This is a genomic window from Flagellimonas yonaguniensis (genome assembly GCF_029193885.1).
Classification (GTDB): Bacteria; Bacteroidota; Bacteroidia; order Flavobacteriales; family Flavobacteriaceae; genus Flagellimonas; species Flagellimonas yonaguniensis.
In genome coordinates, this window is record NZ_JARFVB010000002.1 from 289,477 (window position 1) to 306,954 (window position 17,478).

15 protein-coding genes and 1 tRNA gene are annotated in these 17,478 nt (G+C 42.3%); all 16 read right to left on the reverse strand.

The features are described 5' to 3' along the window. Positions 1-30: 30 nt before the first annotated feature. Positions 31-615, reverse strand: coding sequence for a TetR/AcrR family transcriptional regulator (locus tag PY092_RS05700; RefSeq protein WP_275614880.1), 585 nt, complete (start codon positions 613-615; stop codon positions 31-33). Between the two features lie 560 nt (positions 616-1,175). After that, positions 1,176-1,249, reverse strand: a tRNA-Arg gene (locus tag PY092_RS05705). 12 nt (positions 1,250-1,261) lie between these two features. After that, entirely contained in the window at positions 1,262-1,714 is a 453-nt protein-coding gene (locus tag PY092_RS05710; RefSeq protein ID WP_275614881.1) for a GatB/YqeY domain-containing protein, read from the reverse strand. A 100-nt stretch (positions 1,715-1,814) separates the two neighbouring features. After that, the gene (gene ftsZ / locus PY092_RS05715; RefSeq protein WP_275614882.1) at positions 1,815-3,809 is read right to left on the reverse strand and encodes a cell division protein FtsZ; all 1,995 of its coding nucleotides are present in this window, start codon (positions 3,807-3,809) and stop codon (positions 1,815-1,817) included. A gap of 27 nt (positions 3,810-3,836) precedes the next feature. Next, positions 3,837-5,165: a cell division protein FtsA gene (ftsA, locus tag PY092_RS05720; protein WP_275614883.1), complete on the reverse strand. Its 1,329-nt coding sequence runs from the start codon at positions 5,163-5,165 to the stop codon at positions 3,837-3,839. A 3-nt stretch (positions 5,166-5,168) separates the two neighbouring features. Further along, entirely contained in the window at positions 5,169-5,888 is a 720-nt protein-coding gene (locus PY092_RS05725) for a cell division protein FtsQ/DivIB (RefSeq protein ID WP_275614884.1), read from the reverse strand. Then, entirely contained in the window at positions 5,878-7,227 is a 1,350-nt protein-coding gene (murC, locus tag PY092_RS05730; protein WP_275614885.1) for a UDP-N-acetylmuramate--L-alanine ligase, read from the reverse strand. Before murC ends, PY092_RS05725 begins: the two co-directional genes overlap by 11 nt. Beyond that, on the reverse strand, positions 7,224-8,312 hold the full coding sequence (gene murG / locus PY092_RS05735) for an undecaprenyldiphospho-muramoylpentapeptide beta-N-acetylglucosaminyltransferase (protein ID WP_275614886.1): 1,089 nt from the start codon (positions 8,310-8,312) through the stop codon (positions 7,224-7,226). The genes murC and murG overlap by 4 nt, the downstream gene beginning before the upstream one ends. Further along, positions 8,299-9,504 (reverse strand): FtsW/RodA/SpoVE family cell cycle protein, encoded by a 1,206-nt coding sequence (locus PY092_RS05740; RefSeq protein ID WP_275614887.1) that lies wholly within the window; start codon positions 9,502-9,504, stop codon positions 8,299-8,301. Before PY092_RS05740 ends, murG begins: the two co-directional genes overlap by 14 nt. Before the next feature lie 3 nt (positions 9,505-9,507). Continuing rightward, a complete protein-coding gene (gene murD, locus PY092_RS05745) occupies positions 9,508-10,842 on the reverse strand; it encodes a UDP-N-acetylmuramoyl-L-alanine--D-glutamate ligase (protein WP_275614888.1) in 1,335 nt (444 codons plus the stop codon). Positions 10,843-10,844: 2 nt separating this feature from the next. Beyond that, complete coding sequence (gene mraY, locus PY092_RS05750) at positions 10,845-12,065, reverse strand: phospho-N-acetylmuramoyl-pentapeptide-transferase (RefSeq protein ID WP_275614889.1); 1,221 nt, start codon at positions 12,063-12,065, stop codon at positions 10,845-10,847. 8 nt (positions 12,066-12,073) lie between these two features. Further along, a complete protein-coding gene (locus PY092_RS05755; protein WP_275614890.1) occupies positions 12,074-13,537 on the reverse strand; it encodes a UDP-N-acetylmuramoyl-L-alanyl-D-glutamate--2,6-diaminopimelate ligase in 1,464 nt (487 codons plus the stop codon). Further along, positions 13,534-15,543 carry a penicillin-binding protein gene (locus PY092_RS05760; protein ID WP_275614891.1) on the reverse strand — a complete coding sequence of 670 codons (2,010 nt, stop codon included), beginning with the start codon at positions 15,541-15,543 and terminating at the stop codon, positions 13,534-13,536. Before PY092_RS05760 ends, PY092_RS05755 begins: the two co-directional genes overlap by 4 nt. Then, entirely contained in the window at positions 15,543-15,860 is a 318-nt protein-coding gene (locus PY092_RS05765; RefSeq protein ID WP_275614892.1) for an FtsL-like putative cell division protein, read from the reverse strand. The genes PY092_RS05760 and PY092_RS05765 overlap by 1 nt, the downstream gene beginning before the upstream one ends. A 115-nt stretch (positions 15,861-15,975) precedes the next feature. Continuing rightward, positions 15,976-16,878 (reverse strand): 16S rRNA (cytosine(1402)-N(4))-methyltransferase RsmH, encoded by a 903-nt coding sequence (rsmH, locus tag PY092_RS05770; protein ID WP_275614893.1) that lies wholly within the window; start codon positions 16,876-16,878, stop codon positions 15,976-15,978. Continuing rightward, on the reverse strand, positions 16,871-17,326 hold the full coding sequence (gene mraZ / locus PY092_RS05775; protein ID WP_127138385.1) for a division/cell wall cluster transcriptional repressor MraZ: 456 nt from the start codon (positions 17,324-17,326) through the stop codon (positions 16,871-16,873). Before mraZ ends, rsmH begins: the two co-directional genes overlap by 8 nt. Positions 17,327-17,478: the final 152 nt, after the last annotated feature.

Genomic DNA, 17,478 nt, shown 5'->3' on the forward strand with positions numbered 1-17,478 from the left:
ACCAAATAGTCTTTTTTATGGTAAAAAAATTTAAAAGTTCAATATTTGTTTAAGCATCTGAATATTGTTGACAACGATACTCGGGTTCTTTTGTGCTTTTGATATAGCTATGCTTCCTTCAATTGTCGCGATAATAAAATCAGGGACTTGCCCTATATCCATATTTTGATCAAATTCATTGTTTTTTATCCCTTCTTCCAGGATTTCCCTTATCAAATCCCTCCAAGTATCAAATGCTTTTGAAGCTATTAAACGCATTTGATCATTAGTATCATCAACTTCCACTGAAGTATTCAACAAAGGACAACCATTTGGAAAAATTTTTCCTAAAATGACATCGGTATATAGCCTGAACATGGCATTTAATTTTCTCTTAGCAGTTAATTCCTTATCAATTTCCTTCTGCATTCTTGTTCCAAGTTCCTTTAGATTGAACTTAAATGCCTCAACAACAATCTCTTCTTTGTCTTTAAATGTGCGATACAATGCCCCTTTGGAATATCCAGCTTTGTCTAATATAGTATCCACAGAGGTACCGGCATAACCATAATGGTTGAATAAAGCGGCACTAACTTCTATAAAATGGTTTCTTGTCCTAATTCCCTTTTCAGTCAAAATAATTTGCTTTTAAAAACAAAAATAAGACTATTTAGTCTCTTTTTAAAAATTCCGTACTTTTTTTTTGATAATTTATCAATCTAAAAAATGTTCAAAAAGCATTTACATAATTTTAATAGTGGGCAATATATGAAGGGGAACAGCATAAACAAAGCACTGAAGATGGTAAGGATAGTAACTATTTTTCCTGATTCCGATAAGTTGGACTTTGCGATTTGTCTTGTCAGTGCAGTTCTTGGATAAGGGGCAAGCTCCATTTAGGGCAATGTCAGTTTTCACATACCTTTTTTGAGCATACTGTTCCTTTTTGCCCTTTTCTCCTTTACTACAAATCCTAGGGCTACTCTTTCGAAACAAAAGGGAAAACGAATTGCAGCTCTTGTGGCCGACATTTTCCCTCCAATACCAAAAGACTGTATCTCTACTGAAACATGACTGACTCCCAATATTAAAAAAGAATGACAATTCCCGTGTTTACCATACAGAACCTTGTGTACGGCAAAGCCCTGGCAAAGAAAAAGGAGACTTCCACTTGATTTGCAGAAAGTCCCCTTTTGTGACCCCTCAGGGATTCAAACCCCGAACCGCTGGAGCCGAAATCCAGTGCTCTATTCAGTTGAGCTAAGGGGCCCTATATTCGTGATCACGAACTCAATTTTGCTTTGACAATGGCGGAAATGGTCTTTCCATCAGCTTGACCGGCCAATTCTTTGGAAACAATCCCCATTACCTTACCCATGTCCTGCATACCTGAAGCTCCTACGGAATCGATGGTCATAACCACCACTTTTTCAATTTCCTCTTCGGTAAGCTGTTCGGGCAAAAACTTTTCGATTACGGCTACTTGCGCCAATTCTGGTTCCACCAAGTCCTCTCTACCTTGTTCTTGGTAAATCGCTGCACTGTCCTTACGTTGTTTTACCAATTTTTGAACCAATTTGATCTCATCCTCTTCGGATAGCTCGGCACCACCACCCTTATCGGTCTTGGCCAATAAGATGGCAGACTTAACAGCTCGCAATGCTTCCAAGGCAACGGTATCTTTTGCCTTCATTGCGGCCTTCATTTCTGTCATCACCTTTTCTTGCAAACCCATCTGTTCTGATTTAGTTCGCGAAGATAAAAAATAAACCCGAAAGTTTTGTCACTTTCGGGTTTATGCTCTCCATTAAAAATGGATGTTAATTTAAACACTACTAATCAACATTATCGTGCAAAAAAGAGTTATTGGAACGTAACTGTAAATCATCGTTGCTATCCTCTCCCAAGCTGGTCCTGGACACTTTCTGTTCCTTTGGAACATCGTTCAAGTCCACTCCTTGGCGCTTATATGCCGGCTCTTTTTCTATATCATCTATACTGCTCCTATTGTTTTGGAACTTGTAATTGAAGTTTTTCAACTTTCTCCTACGTTCATCGGCTCGATCTTTCAAGATATCGCTGATGGAACTGTTCATGGGATCTAGACTGCTTGTGGTCTCTTCATTTTTCCCAGAACCTTCACTTTTTTCTTCGACCTTTATCTCCTTCTTTTCAAAAACAAGCTCGTTCTCCACCATTTTTGGCTCATGCGTCTCTGCTTTTGATTTAGCTCCAGTCAATTTTTCCTCCAACTCCATGTACTCTTGAAGGTCGTATCTGGTCTCTCCCTCTTTCTTGTATTCCAAAACAGGCTTTACCTCCACATAATCGTTCACTTCCACATCTCCCAAACCATCATCCAAGTTAAAGGTTACTGTATGTTCTTTCTCGTCCTCTTCTTCAACTTGATTCAGTGGCATATCAAAACTCAAGGTAAACTGATCTTCGTTGCTCTTTGCGGGCACTTCCTCTGCATCAACTACATCAATATTGTTGATTACATTCTTGGCTTCGATAATGACAAAGTCATCCTCTATTGGCTCAGCGACCACTTCTTCGTAGAACACATTGAAATTTCTGATGTAGTTGGTCGTTGGAATCAAGTCAGGGTCTTTAGCCTCGACTTTAGGTGCGATCTCCTCTTGCTCATCTTCCATATCCAAGGTATGTTTCACCACTTGTGGTTCTGGTTCGGGCGTTGGTTCTGGTTCGGGAACTGGAGTTTTTTCTACTTTAACTTCCTGTACCGATGTAGCCTCCGGAGTAAGGTCTTGTTCAGCGGTTTGCTCATCTTCCAAAGTATAGAATACTTTTTTGGACTCAGTATTCACAATGTTGTCCTGTTGGTCCACATTAAACCCCGTAGCGATTACAGTAACCGCTATGGCTTCTCCAAGCGCTTCGTCCTCGCCCACACCCATAATGATGTTGGCTCCGTGACCAGCTTCGATTTGGATATGATCATTGATCTCGCCAATTTCATCGATAGTGATTTCTTGAGAACCGGAAACAATGAGCAACAATACGTTTTTAGCACCGTTTATCTTGTTATCGTTCAACAATGGTGAATCCAATGCCTTCATAATGGCCTCGGTGGCTCTTGCTGAGCCAGATGCTGCAGCTGACCCCATGATGGCCGTACCACTATTGGAAAGTACTGTCTTGGCATCCCTAAGGTCAATATTTTGTGTATAGTGATGGGTTATTACCTCTGCGATACCCCTTGCCGCAGTGGCCAAAACCTCATCCGCCTTTGAGAAACCGGCCTTAAACCCAAGATTGCCATATACTTCCCTAAGCTTATTGTTGTTGATCACAATCAAGGAATCCACGTTGGCACGTAGTTTTTCTATCCCCATTTGTGCTTGCTTATTACGCATGGCCCCTTCGAACTGGAACGGCATGGTAACGATACCAACCGTAAGAACATCCATTTCTTTGGCAATCTTTGCAATAACGGGAGCTGCTCCTGTACCGGTACCACCACCCATTCCTGCGGTAATGAATGCCATTTTGGTATTGTGCTCCAACATGGCCTTTAAATCTTCCATGCTTTCCAAAGCGGCTTGCTCTCCAACTTCGGGGTTGGCTCCTGCACCCAATCCTTCGGTAAGGGAAACCCCTAATTGGATCTTGTTGGGTACTGAACTGTTTTGTAATGCCTGGGCATCGGTGTTGCAGATTACAAAATCCACTCCATTGATACCGGCCTGAAACATGTGGTTGATAGCGTTGCTTCCGCCACCGCCGACTCCAATAACTTTAATTACGTTGCTCTTGTTCTTGGGCAAATCAAAAGCGATGTTGTCAAATTCAGTGTTCTTACTCATGACAGTTGTGTTTCTCTTATGGGGTTATTATTCTGCGTTGTCCAAAAAGTCCTTCAACTTTTCTGACCATTTGTCAAAAATGGATTTTCTCTCAGTATGTGAAGCCACATTTGTCTTGGCTCCCATATCGTGTTCTTGGCCTACCAAAACCTCTTCTTGGTGTGCCTCTTCTTGGTGCACTACTTGGTTTTTCTTTTCAGCCTCCAAGGAATTCATCAGCAATCCAACAGCCGTTGCGTACAATGGGCTTGCGACCTCCTCGTCCGAATCACCGGCAAGATGCTCGTTGGGATAACCGATTCTTGTGTCCATACCAGTAATGTATTCCACCAGTTGCTTTAAATGTTTCAACTGGCTTCCTCCACCTGTAAGTACAATTCCCGCGATCAATTTTTTCTTTTGCTCCTCGTGTCCGTAGTTTTTGATTTCCACATACACCTGTTCCACGATTTCCACCACACGGGCGTGGATGATCTTGGAAAGGTTCTTCAATGTGATTTCTTTGGGCTCACGACCTCTTAGTCCAGGAATGGAAACAATTTCATTGTCCTTGTTCTCCCCTGGCCAAGCGGAACCGAATTTTATTTTCAATAGTTCGGCCTGCTTCTCGATGATGGAGCAGCCCTCTTTGATATCCTCGGTAATTACGTTACCCCCAAATGGAATTACGGAAGTGTGACGGATAATGCCATCCTTAAAAATGGCCAGATCCGTGGTTCCACCACCTATATCAATCAAAGCAACACCAGCCTCTTTTTCTTCCTGACTCAAAACCGCATCAGCGGACGCCAAAGGTTCCAATGTAATATTCCCCAAGTCCAATCCAGCACTTTTGATACATCTGCCAATGTTTTTAATGGATGACACCTGTCCCACCACTACATGAAAATTGGCTTCCAATCGACCACCGTACATCCCTACAGGTTCCTTTATTTCAGACTGGCCGTCCACTTTATACTCTTGTGGCAACACGTGGATGATTTCCTCACCGGGAAGCATTACCAATTTGTAAACTTGGTTGCACAATTTGTCCAAATCCTCATTGTCTATGACCTCTTCAGAATTGGGTCTTGTGATATAATCGCTGTGGTGCAAGCTGCGAATATGCTGACCAGCAATACCCACGACCACGGAACCTATTTTAAGGCCCGAATTCAATTCGGCCTGTTCCACCGCCTGCTGAATAGACGAGATGGTCTGTGTGATATTGTTGACCACTCCGCGATGAACACCCAAACTTTTAGACCGTCCAGTGCCCAAAATCTCAATTTTTCCATACTCATTTTCCCTACCGATGATCGCTACGATCTTGGTAGTTCCAATATCCAACCCAACTGAATAATTACCTTGTTCCATACTTTAAATTTTGGTGCAAACCACTTGATTGTTGAATTCCAAACTAACTGTTGCATACTCTTCCAAGGAATTGTCCTTGGCGGCCTTAGCATAAAAGGCCATAAAATTGCTGAACTTCTTGTTCAGGTTATCCACTCCGCCCAAATTCACCACAAAGTTTTCCATGCGGAACTTAAGCTGATATTTTCCTTCGTCCTCAATATGTATCCCGATGATGTTCTTTCTCAGGAAATCATCATTGTTGATATAGTCCAAAATCACATAGGCATCCTCAAGGGTTTTCCCTGTAATCTTTCCAGTGATTATCGGGACCCTTGCCGAATGATACCTTGACAATGGCATACGCTCCCCTTGATCATCCAAATAAAATTTGGAGACACCTTCTATTCTTCCAATTGGCTTTCGCTGGACAATCTTGGATACAAGTTCCCCGTTCACAGTTAGATAGACCTGGGCATTTTTGACCATATCATTGGATAGTATAACCTCCTCTATAGTATTCAAAACTAACTGTTCTTTGGGCGTATTCTCTAGGGCTCCGTAATTTTGTATTAACAATTTATTAACCGCATCCTCAGTTAAATACAAATTGTTTTCACCAACGAATTTCACAGTGACATTTTCAACCTTTTTGCCTTGGTTTCTTTCATCGGCAAAACCGTAAAGCGCAACTACGGCAACCGACAAAACTGACAGCTTGATGTAATCCCAATTAATGCGCATAACTCAGTTGTTTTTTGATTTTTGGTACTTCCATTCCAATATCCCCCGCACCAAGAGCAACCAAGACCCCTGTCGTACAGTTCTTTATCTCCTCCAATAATGTTGATTTCGAAATCAGTTTTTTATTGGGGTTCTCTATTTTGTCCAATAGCCACTGAGAGGTGACTCCTTCGATGGGCTCTTCCCTAGCAGGGTAAATATCCAGTAGGATGATTTCATCAAAATCCGATAGACTTGCTGCAAAATCATCTGCAAAATCCTTTGTTCTGGAAAAAAGATGGGGTTGAAATATCACGGTTACCTTTTGCCCTGCATGCATTTCTCGAATCGCCTGATGCACCGCACTGATTTCTGTGGGATGATGAGCGTAATCGTCGATAAACACAAAATCTTTTTCCTTGATCTGATACGAGAACCTACGTTGCACCCCTTTAAAAGTTGCCAAAGCCTCGGCAAGGCGATGTGGTGGGCAACCCGTTTGCACCGCCATCGCAAAAGCGGCCAATCCATTGAGCAAATTGTGTCTTCCAGGCTTGTTGAACTTGACTTTCTTGATGACCTCGGAAGGCGTTACGAGATCAAATATGTAGGCTCCATGTTCAATTTCAATATTTTCGATACAGTAATCGGCACCATCGTCAATCCCAAAAGTGATTCCCTCCAAAGGAAGTCCCTTACGCACAAACAACTTCCCTCCCGGCTTGATTTTTTCAATAAATTCATGGAACGAACGCTCCAATTCTTCTTTGGTGCCATAAATGTCCAAGTGGTCAGCATCCATCGATGTAATGCAGGCAACTGTTGGCGACAACCGTAAAAACGAACGATCGAACTCATCTGCCTCCACTACGGAATATTCCGTGCCATCCAGCACAAAGTTACTGTCAAAATCTTCGGAAATACCACCTAAAAATGCTGTCATCGGCATCTCACATTCTTTGAGCAGATGTGCCAATATGCACGTAGTGGTCGTTTTTCCATGTGTACCTGCTACAGCCAAGCAAAATGAATCTTTGGTAATAATTCCGAGTACCTCGGAACGTTTTTTCAAGTCAAATCCCTGATTCAAATAATACTGATATTCCGAATGCTTTGAAGGCACTGCAGGCGTGTAGACCACTAATGTGTTGGGGTGTTTGAAGATATCTGAAATCAAATCGACATTATCCTCAAAATGAACCGAAATCCCCTTTTCCTTCAAGCTATCTGTAATAGGTGTCGAAGTGCGATCGTAACCGGCCACCTCTTTGCCCACAAACTTGAAGTAGCGCGCCAAGGCAGACATACCTATGCCACCAATGCCGATAAAATAAACGCTATGTATATCCTTCAAATTCACTTCAACAACTTTTCAATTTCGTTCACAATATGTTGTGTGGCCTTGGGCATGGCCATTTTTTTTATATTCTTTCCAAGTGTTTCCCGGGTCTCTTTAGAACCCATTAAGTCAGAAAAACTTTGTTCAAATTCAGCATCCAACTCATTTTCCCTCAACATAATGGCTGCATCCTTGGATACCAGTGCCATTGCATTTTTGGTTTGATGGTCCTCGGCCACATTGGGTGATGGGATAAAAATCACAGGTTTACCTACCAAACAAAGCTCTGAAACCGAACCTGCACCCGCCCTTGAAATAATGACATCTGCAGCTGCGTAAGCCAATTCCATGCGGTTGACAAAGGCCAACACCTTGACCATATTCGAGCCATATTTTTTGTATTCTTCGTGATACAGTTTGCCACATTGCCAAAGCACCTGCAATCCTTTTTCTTCAAAAAAATCAAGCTCCTTTTCAATCAATTGATTGATTCGTCTTGCCCCGAGGCTACCACCCAACACCAAAACTGTTTTCTTACCTCCATCTAACTGAAAAAATCTTGAAGCTTCATCTTTCCCTTCCTTCAAATCCACTAAATCCGTGCGTATGGGATTGCCGGTCTTCACAATTTTCTCTTTTGGAAAAAAACGTTCCATCCCATCATAGGCCACACAGATTTTCTCCGCTTTTCCTGCCAATAGTTTGTTGGTGATCCCTGCAAAGGAATTCTGTTCTTGTAGCACACAGGGAACGCCCGAGCTTTCGGCCATTCGCAACAATGGTCCGCTCGCAAAACCACCCGTACCAATTGCTACGTGGGGTTTGAATTGTTTCACTATTTTGCGTGCTTCCAACAAACTACTTATCAATTTAAATGGAAACATGAGGTTTTTAAATGTCAGTTTCCGTTGTATTCCACTTATCCACAAACCCTTGATTTCATATCCGGCCTGCGGTACTTTTTCCATTTCCATTTTACCCTTGGCTCCAACGAACAAAAATTCTGCATCGGGATATCTCCTCTTCAACTCGTTCGCTATGGCCACTGCGGGGTAAATATGTCCACCCGTTCCTCCTCCAGAAAGTATAAACCTATAATTGTCCACTTAATACTTCTAAAGGATTCGTTTCATCTATTCCTTGGGATTGCTCCTCTAAATTTTCTTTTTTGTTGCTGGCACTCAATACAATTCCAATGGCCATACACGTCATCCAAATGGATGTCCCTCCCATACTGATCAATGGTAAAGGTTGACCCGTAACGGGAAACAACTGCACCACCACCGCCATATTGATAAAAGCCTGGAATACAATCGGCAGCCCGACCCCTATCACCAATAATTTTGAAAAAACCGTTTTTGATGAATGAGCCACGACCACAATTCGGAACAACAATAAGAGATAGAAAAACAACAATGCTCCTCCTCCCAGCAATCCATATTCTTCAATAATGATGGCAAAAATGAAATCCGAGGTACTCTGGGACAACATATTTTTCATCACACTTTTTCCCGCTCCTTTGCCAACTACGCCACCCTCCGCCACTGCAATCTGTGCCAAGGTTAATTGGTGTAGATCATCTTTATCGGCTTGTTCCGGATGGATAAACGTTTCTATTCTCGATTTCCACGTTCCTGCACGCTGCGGCAATACTTCGGGTGCTTTGAACAATACAAACAGAAACATTCCTGCCAGAACGATTCCGGTCCCGATCATGGCAAATAAATATTTTAAAGGATATCCGCCCAGAAAGCACAATACCAAAGCCATAAAACTGATTATGGCCGCCGTTGAAAAATTTTCGGGCAAAATCAAGAGTACGACCAATGCCACAGGAAGCCAAAGTGGAAGAATACTTTCTTTGAAAGTTATCTTGACATCTTTGATTTTGGTAAGATACCTAGCTATCCAAATCATCAAGACCACTGCTGCCAAAGTTGATGTCTGGAAGTTCACCCCGACCAATGGAATCTTAATCCAACGATTTGCCGTTACCCCTCCTATTCGAGTTTCTACAGTTAAAGTATAGATCAACAATAGTATTACGATAGGCATCGCAATTATGGACAGTCCCTTGAAATAATGCGTAGGTATCCTGTGCACTGCATATATAATACCAAAGCCCAAAAACAGTAGTACAGCATGTTTTACCAAATGGCCCAATGTGGTTCCGTCACCATTGACGTAAACCAGATTGGTACTGGCACTATACACTGGCAAAAATGAGAAAAGTGCCAAGAGGGCCACTACACCCCAAATGGCTTTATCACCTTTCAGATTTTTGAATACTCGCAACACGTTTTACAGATTTTTTATTGCATTTTTAAATTGGTCTCCTCTATCCTCATAATTTTTAAAAAGGTCGAAACTGGCACAAGCTGGCGATAACAAAACAGCATCTCCACGTTCCGCAACCTTGTAGGCAACCTTGACGGCCTCCTCCATGGAAAAAGTTTCGACCATAAGGTCGATTACGTTCCCAAAGGCATCTATCAACTTGGAATTATCCACACCCAAGCAAATGATCGCCTTTACTTTTTCTCTTACCAGCGGCATCAGCTCGGAATAATCATTTCCTTTATCGACACCTCCAACAATCCAAACAATGGGCTTTTTAATGCCGTCCAACGCATAATACGTGGCATTTACATTGGTGGCTTTGGAATCATTGATGTACTCCACATGATTGATTTTCAATACATTCTCCAGTCTGTGGGGCACGCCCTGAAAAGACTGAATACTCTGGCGAATGGTCTCTTTTCTGACCTTAACCAACATGGCAGCCATGCTTGCCGCCATTGTGTTCTTTACGTTGTGCTGACCTTCCAAGGCCAAAATATCTTCACTCATTTCCAAGGTTTTATTTTCTAGCTTTATTTTAATCGTTTTGTCTTCCAACCAAGCTCCCTCTTCCAGTTTTTGTTTCACGGAAAAGGGTAATAATTTTGATTGAACCGGGTGCTTTTTTAGCCAATCCTGAATCACTTCATCATCAGCATCATATATCAGGTAATCATCTTTATCCTGATTCATCGCTATTCTAAATTTGGATGCGATATAGTTTTCAAACTTGTATTCGTACCTATCCAAATGATCGGGCGTTATGTTAGTGATCATGGCAATGTGGGGTTTGAAATCCACAATACCGTCCAACTGAAAACTGCTTATTTCCAACACATAGTGGTCAAAATCATTTTCAGCAACCATTTTAGCATAGCTATCGCCTATATTGCCCGCCATCCCCACATTGAGCCCACCATCCTTTAAAATATGGTTGGTCAACATGGTGGTTGTGGTTTTTCCGTTGCTTCCCGTGATTCCAATCAAGGTTGCATCGGTATATTTGGATGCGAACTCTATTTCTGAAATTACCGGAACACCTTTTTCCACCAATGCTTTTACCAAAGGCACTTTATCAGGAATACCTGGACTCTTCATTACCAAATCGGCGTTCAGAATCTTGGCTTCGGTATGCTCACCGGACTCCCATTCAATCTCAAAATGTTCAAGAACCTTTTTATACTTTTCTTTAATTTCACCTTTGTCAGAGACAAATACCTCAAATCCTTTTTGCTTTCCCAAGATGGCAGTTCCAACGCCACTTTCTCCTCCTCCAAGTATCACCAAGCGGCCCATTTCTATCGAATTTTAAGAGTGACGATGCTGATTATGGCCAACATGATTCCTATAATCCAAAAACGGGTCACTATTTTACTCTCGTGATATGATTTCTTCTGATAGTGATGGTGCAATGGCGCCATCAAGAATATGCGCTTTCCCTCTCCATATTTTTTCTTGGTATGCTTGAAATAGCCCACCTGTAGCATAACCGATAAAGACTCGGCAAAGAAGATTCCACATAATATTGGAATCAACAATTCTTTTCTTACGATAATGGCAATCACAGCAATGACACCTCCAATGGTCAAACTCCCTGTATCTCCCATAAATACTTGTGCGGGATAGGTATTGTACCATAAAAATCCGACTAAAGCCCCAACAAATGCCGCAATAAAGACCACTAATTCCCCCACTCTGGGCAGATAAAAAATGTCCAAATAGTCAGAGAATTGTATGTTACCGGATACCCAGGCAAAAATCCCCAGTGTCAATACAATTATGGCCGATGAGCCCGCTGCCAAACCATCGATACCATCGGTAAGGTTGGCACCATTGGAGACGGCCGTAACAATCAAAATTACCACTGGCACAAATATGAGCCATGCATATTCTTCCATTCCTTCGCCCATCCAAGAAATAAAATCCGTATAGTCCAATTCATTGTTCTTAAAAAATGGGACATTGGTTCGAAGTGTTTTTGTCTCCTCTCCAAATACGTTTTCCACCTTAAAATTTTCGGTAATGGTGGTCGTATCCTTCTCCTTGATGGTAACCGCAGGATGGAAATAGAGCGTTAAACCAACGATCAGTCCCAATCCCACTTGACCCATGACCTTAAATCTTCCTTTAAGTCCTTTTTTATCTTTTTTAAAGATTTTTATGTAATCGTCAATAAACCCGATGATGCCCATCCAAATGGTGGTCACTATCAGCAGGATGACATAAATATTTTTGATATCCGCAAAAAGAATCACGGGCAATAAGGTGGACATGATAATGATCAATCCTCCCATGGTAGGCGTTCCAGCTTTCTGTTTTTGTCCCTCCAAACCTAAATCACGGATACTTTCCCCTATTTGTTTCTTCTGCAAGAACAGTATGATCCGTTTTCCGTAGACCATGGCAATCAATAGGGACAACAACACGGACAATGCAGCCCTGAACGTAAGGAACTGAAAAAGCCCCGCGCCTGGCAGTTGGTATTGCTTCTCTAAAAATTCGAACAAGTAGTATAACATGGACTACATTATTTTTTTAGGCTCTCCAGAGCCTCTTTTATTTCTTTAAAATCATCAAAATCGACCCGGACACCATTGGTCTCCTGGTAGGTCTCATGGCCTTTTCCCGCCACTAGGATGATATCGTTGGCCACTGCAAGCTTGCACGCTGTTCTTATTGCCTGCTTTCTATTTTCAATGGACAATACCTTTCGAACATTTTGGGCTTCAACTCCTGTTTCCATTTCTTCTATGATGGCTGCTGGAGACTCTGTTCTTGGATTGTCGGATGTGAAAATGGCCTGATTGCTCATTTCTGAAGCGATATGACCCATAACCGGACGCTTTGACTTATCACGGTCACCACCACACCCCACTACGGTGATGACGTTTTCATTTCCAGTCCTCAATGCATTGATAGTAATCAATACATTTTTGAGTGCATCCGGCGTATGGGCATAATCAACAATAGCCGTTATCTTATCTTTTGATATGTAATATTGAAACCTGCCATCCACATTCTCCAACTCGCTCATCAGCCTGAGGGTCTCCATTTTTTCGAGCCCCAGAATATCGGCGGTGGCATAAATGGCCAGCAAATTGTACGCATTAAAATCCCCGATCAGTTTGGACCACAGTTCATTGTCATCAACTTTCAATAACTGACCGTTGAACTGTTTTTCCAAAATCTGTGCCCTGTAATCGGCGAAGGTCTTTAGAGCGTAGGTATATTTTTTGGCTCTGGTGTTCTGCAACATGACCAGTCCGTTCTTATCGTCGATATTGACCAGGGCAAAAGCCGTTTTGGGCAATCCGTCGAACAATTCCTTCTTGGTATCCCGATATTCGGCAAAGGTTTTATGGTAATCCAAATGATCATGGGACAAATTGGTAAAGATGGCTCCTTCAAAATAGAGCCCTTCTGCTCTTTTTTGATGGATTCCGTGTGAACTCACTTCCATAAAACAGAACTCCACCCCAGCTTCATTCATCATGGACAAATAATTATTGATGGTAAGTACATCTGGGGTAGTATGGGTGGTTTTAAACTCCTTGTCATCCACCAACACTTTGATAGTGGAAATCAACCCCACCTTAAAACCAGCTTTTTTGAACAGGTTGTACAAAAGAGTGGTTACCGTAGTCTTCCCATTGGTACCTGTAACCCCGACCAATTTTAGGTTCTTGGATGGATTATCGTAGAAGTTCGAAGCAATTACGGCCAGAGCACTATTGCAATTGTTCACTTGCAGATAAGTAACACCGTTGACCATAATTTCGGGAAGCTCTTCGCACACAATGGCCCTTGCTCCCGAATCCACAGCCTTTTGAATAAATTTATGTCCGTCGGTAAGGGTTCCACGAATGGCTACGAACACATCGTCCATTTCAACTTTTCTGGAATCGAAATGAACGTTGTTCACCATCACGTTGGTATCCCCGCTCACAGCGGAAAGACTTACACCATACAATATGTCCTTCAATAACTTCATGAAAGCTCCAATACTATTTTTTTGACCTGTTTGATATTGGTCCCCTGGTTTACCGACTGATTTTTTACTTTCCCATTCCCATGCACCTCGACTTCAATTCCCAAGTTTTCCAACAGGGAAACGGCATCCATTCCACTCATTCCCTTCACATTGGGTATAGTGCTGTATTTCTTCTGTACTTGGACATAGTATTGCTGGTACTCTTTTTCCAAATCAGCATCTTCAATAATCCTACTATCCACTTCATCCACCATAGGTGAAATAGCGTGTATTTTTTGCGCCATGGATTTAAACACTGGACCTGAAACATCCGCTCCATAGTAGCCTTCATCCTTATCTGGCTCATGAATCACCACAATACAGGAATATTTTGGGTTATCCGCAGGAAAGTATCCCGCAAAGGAGGAGATATACGCCAACTTATCAGGATTCTTGTGCACATAGTTTTTTTGTGTGGTTCCCGTTTTTCCTGCCATGGAAAAGTTTTTGGAATACATCCCATGTCCAGTTCCGTAATCCTTCTCCACAACATCCTTTAATAGCTGCTGCGCTTTTTTAACGGTCTCTTTTGAACAAATAGAAGAATTCAACACCTCCTTGTCAAATCGCTTTAACACCTTGTTGCCCTCACGCACTTCTTGAATCAAACGGGGTTTTACATATTCCCCATCATTGGCTATGGCATTGTAAAAAGCCAAAGTTTGAATCGGCGTCAACGAAACTTCATATCCGTGCGACATCCAACCCAAAGAAATTCCGGACCAACCCTTATCGCCAGGATATCGGATTACAGGTGCCCCCTCTCCTTTTATTGGAATACCCAATTTTTTATGAAGTCCCATATTCATGAGACGGTTCACGAATTTTTCAGGCTGTTCCTTGTAATTTTCATTGATGATCTTCGCAAAAGCCGTGTTGGATGATACTGCAAAAGCCTTGGCGGCCGTAATTTCTCCGTACCCGCCCCATTTGGAATCCTTTACCACACCATCATAAATACGGTATCTCCCTTTTTCGGTATCTATAACCGTATTGGTATCTATAACTTGATCTTCCAAAGCGGCCACCATGGACATTAATTTAAAAGTGGAACCGGGTTCATGGGATTCCCCAACCGCATAGTTCAACTTTTCATAATACTTTCCTTCGGACGTTCTTCCCAAATTGGAAATGGCCTTGATCTCGCCTGTTTTGGTTTCCATGACCACCACGCAACCATGATCGGCCTTGTATCTCTCCAATTGCTTTAACAATTCGTGATGGGCAATATCCTGAATATTGACATCGATGGTGGACACCACGTCCAGACCATCTTGAGGCTCTACAATATTGTCCAGCCCAACGGGCTTCCACTGCCCTTTGGCAATTTTTTGTTTTAATCGCTTACCTTCCTTACCACGGAGATAAGATTCCCCAAAGGCCCCGTCCAATCCTACACGAGTATAGTAACCATTTTCATCCACACGTTCATAACCAATGCTTCTGGCAGCCATTTTACCCAAAGGGTATTCACGAACCACACGATGGGTCTCGATAAAGCCTCCTTTGTATGGCCCAAGGTTGAACAATGGAAATTGCTTGATTCGCACATAATCCAAGTACCCGACATTTCTAGCGACAAGTTTGTATCGGTTGCCATTAGCCCGTGCCTTACGGAACAATTGTCTGTAATAGGAAGAGGGTCTATCGAACATTTTGCCCAAGGAATCGGACAGGGCAGCTACGTGGTTCTCAAAATTTTCTTGGGAAACCGTCTTTGCATCAAACCGGATTTCATATTTAGGAACGGATGCCGCCAACAAACTGCCGTCTTCTGAATATAGGTTTCCGCGATTGGGCTCAATAGTAAACATCTTTTCGGTCTTACTCAGGGCAAGCTCCTTGTACTTTTTGCCTTGCACCATTTGGATATCCACCAGTTTTACCACAACGGCAATGGCCAACACAAGAAGCCCCCCGGCTACGAGGTACAATCTGTTCATGATATTTTTTTCGGTAATGGCCACTATTCCGCTGATTTAACTTTTATTTTTTTTGGCGGGTTTTGTGATGGTGCCAATCCTTTTTCGGCCACCACCTCGCGCAAAGTTGATTCGAGCTTCAGTTGCTGCACATTGGAACGTGCCTCAAAAAACTCACTTTTAAGTTTTCGCACCTCCTCGTTCAACTCTGCAATCTCCAATACTTTTTTATCGGCATTGTGACTACTGGAAATCATCAAGGCCGCCAAGAAGGAAGCAAACAACAAAAACATCCAGTTCTTGGGAGCATCGCCGCTCACCAAAAACTTTCCTTTTAATATGTCCAGTAATCCTTTTCTCATTTCGTGTTCGTTTTGTCATTCCCGCGAAGGCGGGGATCTATCCTTCAATCATCTTTCGTCCGCCCCTTCGACTGCGCTCAGGGTGACAGCTCAAAATGTCATTTCAACTACACCCTTATATTTTTTCCGCAATGCGGAGTTTTGCACTTCTTGCCCTATTGTTATTGGCTATTTCTTCTGCTGATGGAACAATCAATCCTCCAACTTTCTTCAAAGGGACATTGATGTTCCCGTAAAAATCCTTTTCAGGCTCGCCGTCAAACTTACCGGCCCGGATAAAGCGCTTTGCCAACCGATCCTCCAAGGAGTGGTAACTGATCAAGCTCAAACGACCACCTTCTTTCAAAATTTCGGGCACTTGCTCCAAAAATTCCTTGAGCACCTCAATCTCTTGGTTGACCTCTATTCTGATAGCCTGATAGATCTGCGCCAAAATTTTGTTCTCCTTCATTTTTGGCAAAAACCTGCTCAACACCTTTTTAAGGTCATCAGTTGTTTTGATGGGCTCTTCCGATCTGGCTGCGACTATAGTCTTGGCCATGGCATTTGCATTTCGCAATTCACCATATTGAAAAAGAACCGACGCTAAATCTTCTTGGGAATAGGAGTTCACTACCTGATAGGCGGACAACTCGTTGTTTTTATCCATCCGCATATCCAAATCCGCATTGAATCGAATAGAGAAACCGCGGTCTGCCTCGTCGAACTGATGGGAGGAAACCCCAAAATCCGCCAAAATTCCATCAACTTTCCGAATGCCATAGAACTTTAAAAACTGTTTGAGGTAGCGAAAGTTTTGATTGATCAATTGAAACCTATCATCATCTATTATATTCTGAAGGGCATCTTCATCTTGATCAAACGCGAACAACTTTCCGCTACTACCCAATCTTTTCAAAATTTCTTTGGAGTGCCCACCGCCACCAAAGGTGACATCCACATACACTCCATCTTCCTTTATATTCAATCCGTCCACTGACTCCTTCAGTAATACCGGATTGTGATACGCACTACTCATCGTCATCAAAAATCTCCTCGGCCAGATCCGCATAATCTTTCTCGCTTTCCGCCAAGACTTTCTCGTACATATCCTTGTTCCAAATCTCGATCTTGTCAAAAACCGCGTTCAGAACCACTTCTTTTTCGATACCAGCAAACTCAACCAAATTTTTTGGGATTTGCAATCTCCCAGAATCCCCATCAATGCTCACTTCCTTCATTCCGGCAACAAAATTTCTCACAAAAGCATCATACTTTCGGTTGATTTTGCTTTTCTTCATCACTTTCTGCATCAACACATCGAACTCAGCCTTGGGGTATAATTCCAGGCATTGCTGAAAAACAGACCGCTTGATCACAAACCCATCCTTGATTACGGGCAACAGTTGGTTCTTCAAAGAAATGGGCAACAACACCCTTCCTTTGGAGTCCGCTTTGCAATCATGTTGTCCTATGATATGGGTCACTAGAAATCAATTGGTTACTTAATACAACTCAAATATATAGATTTTATTTCCACATTTCTCCACTTAAAACCACTTTTGTTAATAAATTCCCCACTTTTGAATAAAATCCACTTGTTTGTACCCCAAAATGGAACTTGTGACCGATGTCCAAC